The 7,536-nt window shown below is 64.8% G+C and carries 7 protein-coding genes and 1 pseudogene; 4 read left to right on the top strand and 4 right to left on the bottom strand.

The genetic code is table 11. From position 1 onward, the window contains the following. On the top strand, window positions 1–771 hold a 771-nt coding region (locus B3547_RS12860; protein ID WP_292963753.1), incomplete at its 5' end, for an aldehyde dehydrogenase family protein. Between the two features lie 20 nt (window positions 772–791). On the opposite strand, the gene B3547_RS12855 is transcribed toward B3547_RS12860, so the two are convergent. Continuing rightward, window positions 792–1,025, bottom strand: coding sequence for a hypothetical protein (locus B3547_RS12855; RefSeq protein ID WP_125953820.1), 234 nt, complete (start codon window positions 1,023–1,025; stop codon window positions 792–794). Between the two features lie 120 nt (window positions 1,026–1,145). Further along, window positions 1,146–1,580, bottom strand: coding sequence for a glycine zipper 2TM domain-containing protein (locus B3547_RS12850; RefSeq protein ID WP_199558065.1), 435 nt, complete (start codon window positions 1,578–1,580; stop codon window positions 1,146–1,148). A 233-nt stretch (window positions 1,581–1,813) separates the two neighbouring features. Between B3547_RS12850 and rarD the strand changes: the two genes are divergently transcribed. Continuing rightward, window positions 1,814–2,674: an EamA family transporter RarD gene (gene rarD, locus B3547_RS12845; RefSeq protein WP_292963752.1), complete on the top strand. Its 861-nt coding sequence runs from the start codon at window positions 1,814–1,816 to the stop codon at window positions 2,672–2,674. 138 nt (window positions 2,675–2,812) lie between these two features. On the opposite strand, the gene B3547_RS12840 is transcribed toward rarD, so the two are convergent. Beyond that, window positions 2,813–4,135 carry a dihydroorotase gene (locus B3547_RS12840; RefSeq protein WP_292963751.1) on the bottom strand — a complete coding sequence of 441 codons (1,323 nt, stop codon included), beginning with the start codon at window positions 4,133–4,135 and terminating at the stop codon, window positions 2,813–2,815. A gap of 489 nt (window positions 4,136–4,624) precedes the next feature. On the opposite strand from B3547_RS12840, the gene B3547_RS12835 reads away from it, so the two are divergent. Together B3547_RS12835 and B3547_RS12830 are read left to right on the top strand one after the other, a co-directional pair. Beyond that, the gene (locus tag B3547_RS12835; RefSeq protein ID WP_292963750.1) at window positions 4,625–5,005 is read left to right on the top strand and encodes a P-loop NTPase fold protein; all 381 of its coding nucleotides are present in this window, start codon (window positions 4,625–4,627) and stop codon (window positions 5,003–5,005) included. A 60-nt stretch (window positions 5,006–5,065) separates the two neighbouring features. Further along, entirely contained in the window at window positions 5,066–6,487 is a 1,422-nt protein-coding gene (locus B3547_RS12830; protein ID WP_292963748.1) for a hypothetical protein, read from the top strand. Window positions 6,488–6,781: 294 nt separating this feature from the next. Here B3547_RS12830 and B3547_RS12825 read toward each other — a convergent pair. Beyond that, window positions 6,782–7,465: pseudogene (locus B3547_RS12825) on the bottom strand (amidohydrolase family protein); the annotation flags it as partial. Window positions 7,466–7,536: the final 71 nt, after the last annotated feature.

The following is a 7,536-nucleotide window of genomic DNA, read 5'->3' as shown; positions in this document are numbered from 1 at the left end:
AACCGGCGTCTGGCCGGCAACCCGGGCAAAATGCTTGCGCTCGAAATGGGCGGGAACAACCCGATGGTGGTGTGGAACACGCCCAAGATCAGCGATGCGGCAGTGCTTGCGATCCAGTCCGCCTTCGCTACTTCGGGCCAGCGCTGCACCTCGGCCCGCCGGCTGATCGTGCAAGGTTCGCTGTACGAACCGCTGATCGACGAGATGAAGCGCCTGGGCAGCCGGCTGATGGTCGGCGCGCCGTTCGATGAACCGCAACCGTTCATGGGACCGGTCATCGACAACGAGGCCGCCGACGGGCTGACCGAAAGTTTCGTCTATCTACTGTCGAACGGCGGGCGGCCGATCCTGCACATGCGGCGGCTGCGCGAAGGCCTGCCGTTCCTGTCACCGGCCATGATCGACGTGACCGACATGGCCGAGCGGCCCGATGTCGAACTGTTCGGGCCGCTGCTGCAGGTGATCAGGGTCGACGATTTCGACCAGGCGATCGCGGAAGCGAACCGCACGCGCTTTGGCCTGACGGCTGCGCTCGTCGGCGGATCGCCCGAGGAATACAACCAGTTCTGGGCCAATGTCCGCGCCGGCGTGATCAACTGGAACCGCCCGACCAACGGCACTTCGCTATCGGCGCCGATGGGCGGGGTCGGACTGTCCGGCAACCATCGCCCGAGCGCCTATTACGCGGCGGACTATTGCGCCTATCCCGTGGCGTCCGCGGAGATGGAGCAACCGCGCGCCGGTATGGGCGTGGGCCTGCGCGACAACTGAAGCCGGACAGCGGCTGGCGCTCAATCGTGCCGGTCGAACTGCACCAGAGCGGTATCGACCGGGCCACCGGGAACGACGGCCTGGTTGCGCAGGTTCCGCTGCGAAAGGTCGGGGTCCACCATCAACTGGCCTTCCAGCGCCTGCGCCATGACCGGATCGTCAGCGTCCGCACGGCGCGGGCCATCGTCCTGCGCGCAGGCGGCAAGCGCGAACGGCGCGGCGAGCAGCGCGATGACCGGCAAGGGACGAACCATGCCCCCGCCTTGCCCCCGCCATGGTTAAGGAAGCGTTCGCCGGAACACGAAAGGGCGCCCCGGCCATTCGCCGGAGCGCCCCTGCTCTGCCCGTGGTGCGACCCGGAGGGCGGCAGTATTTCAGCGGCAGCGCGATCCGCTGCGGTCGATCTCGCGCCCCAGCAGCGCGCCGCCGGCGAGGCCGAGCACGGTGCCCACGGTGCGATCCCCGCGCCCGGCAATGCCGCGCCCGATCAGCGCGCCCGCCGCGCCGCCGATAAGCAGGCCGGTGGTGCCGTCCGAACGGCGACAGTAATAGCGTCCATCACGCCCGCGCCACGATGGGCCGCGGTAGTAATCGCGCCGGCCGGCATCCCGGTAATAGCCGCGATCCCCACCACGCCAGCCTTCATGCCAGCCGCGATCTCGGTGATTCCAGCCTTCACCCAGCGCATCCGCCACCGATGCCACGGGCGTTGCGGGAGCCGCCGTCACCGTGGCCGAAGCCGGCGCGGCAAGCGCGAGGGTGGCGGCGGAGAGGGCGGCGGCGATCGCCGCCCGGGTGATGATTCTCATGTCCGGTCTCCTGTTCGTGCGGCCTTTCGCGAATAGGACCCGCGCGGCCGTTGCAAAATTCGGTACCGATACGGACCTGAATAGCGGGCAACCGTTCCGTCAGACTTCGTGAAACAGGATGAAACGAACCGTCACATCGGCAAGCCGTTGAATATTTTGTGCTTGGCCGGCGCGCTCGCCAATGCGAGAGGCACCGTATGCCCCCGTCTAACTCCCACCACCGCGCCGGCCTGATGACCGCGGTTGCCGCCTATGTGCTGTGGGGTTTTCTGCCGCTGTTCTTCCATGCGCTGCGCCACGTTCCCGCGATCGAGCTGGTGGGCTGGCGCGTGCTGTTCACGCTGCCGCTGTGCCTTGCGATCGTGGCCGCGCGCGGGCAGGCGGCGGACGTCCGCGCGGCGCTGGCCGACCGCACGGTCCTGCTGCGCCTGTGCGCCAGCGCGCTGCTGATCGGCGCGAACTGGCTGCTCTATGTGATCGCCATCAACAGTGGCCACGTGCTTGCCGCCAGCCTTGGCTACTACATCAACCCGCTGCTTAGCGTGCTGCTGGGCACGATCCTGCTGGGCGAGCGGCTGACGCGTACGCAGTGGACCGCCGTGGCCATTGCCGGGCTTGGCATCGCGTTGCTGCTGGCCGGAGCGATCGAGATGCTGGGCATCGCCCTCGCGCTCGCCGTCAGTTTCGGCCTCTACGGCTTCGTGCGCAAGCTGACCCCGGTCGGCTCGGTGCCCGGGCTTACGATCGAAACCTCGCTGCTTTACCTGCCGGCCATCGTCCTGGTGGCGTGGCAGGCGCGCAGCCCCGCCGGATCGAGCCTGGGCCTCGATGCCGGCACCACCATCGGCCTGTTCGCCTCGGGCCTGGTGACGGCGGCGCCGCTGCTGCTGTTCGCGGTGGCGGCGCGGCGGCTGGATCTTTCGACGCTGGGCTTCGTCCAGTTCATTTCGCCCACGCTGGCCTTCCTGCTGGGCATCTTCGTGTTCGGAGAGCCGCTCGATCCCGTGCGCCTCGCCTGCTTCGTGCTGATCTGGACCGCGATCGCGCTGTTCAGCTGGGACATGCTGCGCCGCCGCCAGCGCGCGCCAGCCTGAACTCCCGTCAGAGCCTGACACCATCGCCATGCCTCGTCATTGCGAGGGGCGAAGCCCCGCGGCAATCCAGAGCGACCCGCGTCGGACTCTGGATTGCTTCGCTACGCTCGCAATGACGATGGAATGCCAAAGACCGCCCTACAGCGCCGCCGCGAAGCGCAGCTTTTCGCCCACTGCCGCCTTGGCGAGCTGGCGTTCCCACATCACGCGGTGCCCGCGCACGATGGTCCCCACCACCTGCCCGGTCAGCTCCATGCCGGTATAGGGCGACCAGCCGCAGCGGCTTTGCAGCCAGTCCTCGGTCACCGTCCACTTGGCCTTGAGATCGACGACGGAGAAATCGGCGTCATAGCCGGTGGCGATGCGGCCCTTGCCGACCAGGCCGAACAGGCGCTGCGGCCCCGCGCTGGTCATGTCGATCAGCCGCGCCAGCGTCATCCGCCCGGCGGCGACGTGATCGAGCATCAGTGGCAGCAGCGTCTGCACGCCGGGCATGCCGCTGGGGCTGGCGGGATAGACCTTCGCCTTCTCCTCGATGGTGTGCGGCGCATGGTCCGACCCGATCACGTCGGGCACGCCCTGCCGCAGCCAGTGCCACAGCCCGTCGACATGCGCGCCGGAGCGGATCGGCGGGTTCATCTGCGCGTACGTGCCAAGGCGCGGATAGGCCTCTTCCCCGCGCAGCGTGAGGTGCTGCGGCGTGACCTCGCACGTCGCCACATCGCGGTGCTGCGCGATCAGTTCCAGTTCGGCCGGCGTGGTCACGTGCAGGATATGGATCGGCCGCTTCGCCGCGCGCGCCAGCCGCAGGATGCGCTGCGTGGCCAGCATCGCGCTTTCATCGTCGCGCCACACCGGATGGCTGGAAGCATCGCCTTCGACGCGATAGTCCTTGCGCGCGTTCATCCGCGCCTCGTCCTCGGCATGGATCGCCACGCGCCGGCTGCCATGGGCGAGCACGCGGGCGAGATCGGCATCCTCCGACACCAGCAGGCTGCCGGTGGAAGCGCCCATGAAGATCTTGACGCCGGCGGTGCCGGGAATGCGCTCCAGCTCGCCCAGATGCTCGGCGTTCTCCGCCGTGGCGCCGACATAGAAGGCATGGTCGCACCACATGCGGTGGTGCGCGCGGGCGAGCTTGTCGGCCACGCGATCGGCGGTATCGGTGTTGGGATTGGTGTTCGGCATTTCGAACACCGCCGTCACCCCGCCCATCACCGCGGCGCGGCTGCCGCTTTCAAGGTCTTCCTTGTGCTCCAGCCCCGGTTCGCGGAAGTGGACCTGGCTGTCGATCACGCCCGGCAGCACGTCCAGCCCGGTGCAGTCGATCCGCTCCCCCGCGTCCGGGTACGACCCCACGCCCACGATCTTCCCGTCCCGCACCGCGACATCGGCGACGAACGGCCCGGACGGCGTGTGGACGGTGCCGTTCGACAGGACGAGTTCGGGGGCAACGTTCATCGAAGGCACTCCAAAGCTGAACAAGTTGACAAAGTTGACACGGTCCAAGGCAAGACCGTCCACCGTCCACCGCTGCGCCTTTGGCGGGAGGCGGGAGGCGGCATCATGCGCGCTGCTTTGCCATAGGTGGGGGGATTAGGACAGGGGGTGTTGGAGGAGGGCGGCACGCCTGGCGGCAAACGACCAATGCCGGCCGTTGAGATTGGCCAACGCGAATGTCAGATCGAGACAATAGCAGTTATTCGAGTCGCAACATTCCGGAGGGCGGGACCCTCCGACATAGCGGACGTTCGATCGGCGATCCTCCATATCGCTTCTCTAGCTTGCGGGATTATCCATATTGACTCATATTTCGTCGCATAATCAACGCCATTCGCCGCGATTGCGCGCCATGGTGGAACACCTTGAGAGAACCGAGGTGGAACGGGTGTATAATTGAATTGGCTACGCAAAATCCGGCTCTTCAACGCGGTGTGGAATGGTCATCCGATGGAACAGCCCCGTCCTATACTCGATATTCCCGGCTCGATGGTGACGATGCCTGAACCGGCTGATCCCAATCGCCACGTTCGAGAATATCTGCGCTACTATCTTAGCCTTACGAGCCCGCCAGGCTACGCGGTGATGATCCGCGGACCGTGGGGTATCGGCAAGACGTTCCTGATCCGTCAAATCCTCGCCCAGCTCTTCGATGACGAGAAAGCGTATATCTACATCAGCCTCTACGGCGTTGATGCCCCCTCTGACATTGACACGGCCATCTTTGCCGCGACCCATCCGATTTTGGGGTCGAAGGCTGCGAAAGTTGTTGGACGGGCACTAAACGCGGGCCTGAAATTCAAGGGGATTGAAAACCCGATAACGATCTAAGATTTCGAACGCAGGACCACCGGTGCGATCTACGTCTTCGACGACATCGAGCGATCGTCGATGTCGTCTGACGCCATTTTCGGTTACATCAATCAATTCGTAGAGCACTCAGGGTGCCGAGTTGTCCTGATCGCGAACGAAGCAGAACTGGAGAACTCCGACGGCTATCGCCGCAAGCGGGAAAAGCTGGTCGGGCAAACCTTGGAAGCCAAGTCTGCGGTACGGGGCGCGCTGGCTGCATTTTTCGCTGGCGTAGCACATGCTGAAGCGCGAGATCAGCTTAGATCGGTCGAGAACCATATCGTCGAACTTTATGAACAGGGCGAGGTCAATAACCTACGGGTTCTCAAGCAGACGCTTTGGGACTTCGAACGGTTCTATCAGGCTATTGAGCCCCACCATCGACAGCACGCCAGAGCAATGCTGCATATCCTGCACCTGCTCTTCGCGCTCTCGTTTGAGATCAAGCTTGGACGGTTGGATGCCGGGCAGATCAGAGGTCGCAAAAATAAATGGATCGCGGCGATGATGGACCGCAACAATGATGCCCCGATAAAGTCTTCCTTTGATCGCTACAAAGGCATCGACTTGAGCGACACGACTTTGTCAGACGAGCTTCTGATCGAGCTGCTGGTCAATGGCGTCATCGACGAGTCGCTAATCAAGCGCGACCTGGATGCCAGTGCTTGGTTCTTGGAGCCGGCTGATGAGCCATCCTGGCGCACGATATGGCATCGGTTCGAACGAGATGACGGCGCAGTCGCAGAAGCCATCGAAACGCTGCAACGTGAACTGGTCAATTACCAATATCGCGATCCAGGCGAAATTTTGCACATCTTCGGCATGATGCTGATGATGACCGATATCAATCTTCTCGAAGGTGACCGCGACAGCGTCGTCGAAAGCGCAAAGACCTATATCATCGCCTTGCGCGAACGGGGTGATTTGCCACCCCTTAACGCGAACTCGTTTATGGAAGACATCAGGCTCGGGTCGTGGGGAGGTCTCGGTTTTGCCGATGCTGGATCGGACCACTTCCAGCAAATCTACGGTTTCCTCGGTGAGCAGCGGCAGCTAGCGGGAGTCGAGCGGTTACCTGCACTCGCAGCGCGTCTGATGAACGAGCTAGGCGAAGATCCAGACCTGTTTTGCCGACGCCTCGTGGGGCATGGCGGAGAAGGATCGGACTTGATCGAAGGGCCGGTTCTCAAAGAGATCGACCCTGCCGAATTTCTTGCGGCTGTCCTGCAACAACCAGCGCAGGTAGAATATCAGGTATTTCAGTGCCTCACCTCACGATACAGTCAAGGCGCATTCGGACGCGGGCTTGAAGATGAACTGCCTTGGGCGAAATCCCTGCGCGACGCGATGTTGAAGCTTGCCGAAGATTCGGCCCCAGTGCGCCGGAACAAGCTCACCATTTTTGCTGGGTGGTTCGGCCAACATGTTCCAGATGACAGCGCGGAAGCTGACGCAGGATGAGGGTCGGGTGAGGTTGGCGGTCACTTCAGTCCAATTCCGGCCTGCAAAAGTGACCGCTTCTCACTGACCTCCTCGCTGATCCCGTAAAGACGGCTCGTCCGACCGGGCCGGACTTGAGAGAGGCGCCTTAAAGCATATCCACGAATGACCGGTGTCATTGTAACCGGGCGTTCCCAATCGCGGCGGCAATCGGCAGGAATATCCCAAACCTCGTCCTTCCAGCCAGCCACCGCACACCCACTCGCGCGACGCCCGGACGACGCGGAACATCCCGCCCACCACGCCCCTACCGGCCCCCTTCCACACCTCTCCATCCTTCATCACAAACCGCACCTGCCGCAGCGCGGCGATCGTGCGGGTGGGGTCGCCTGCCACGGCGACGAGGTCGGCCAGCAGGCCGGGTTTGACCGTGCCCAGGCGGTCGTCGAGGCCGAACAGTTTCGCGTTGCCCGATGTCGCGGCGAGCAACACTTGCGCAGGCGGCAGGCCGGCGGCGGCCATCAGTTCCGCCTCGCGCGCGTTGTCGCCGTGGGCGAAGACGCCGACATCGCCGCCCACGCAGAACGCGACGCCCGCCGCGCGGGCGCGGGCGAAGGCGGTGCGCGCTTCCTGCACCATCGCCGGCGCCGGCTCCGCCCCGTTCCAGCCGCGGTAGCGCGCGATCGCGTCCGTCGCGGCGAGCGTGGGGCAATAGCCGGTGCCGTGCTGCTTCATCAGCGCGAAGACTTCCGCCGTGCCTTCGTCACCGTGTTCGATGGTGTCCACGCCGGCCAGCACCGCGCGGCGCATCCCTTCCGCCGTGCCGGCATGGGCGGCCACCTTGCGCCCGGCGCTGTGCGCGGCCTCCACCGCCGCCGCCATTTCCGCCTGGGTAAAGGTCGGCCGGCTCGGCTCGCCCGCACCCCAGCGGTAATCGGCGTAGAGCTTCACCACGTCCGCCCCTGCGCCGGCAGATCGGCGCAGGGGCGGACGTGGTGAAGCTCTACGCCGATTACCGCTGGGGTGCGGGCGAGCCGAGCCGGCCGACCTTTACCCAGGCGGAAATGGCG

The sequence above is a fragment of the Novosphingobium sp. UBA1939 genome (assembly GCF_002336885.1).
Lineage (GTDB): Bacteria > Pseudomonadota > Alphaproteobacteria > Sphingomonadales > Sphingomonadaceae > Novosphingobium.
Note: the sequence above shows the minus strand (reverse complement) of the source record. Positions and strands in the feature narration are given on the sequence as shown.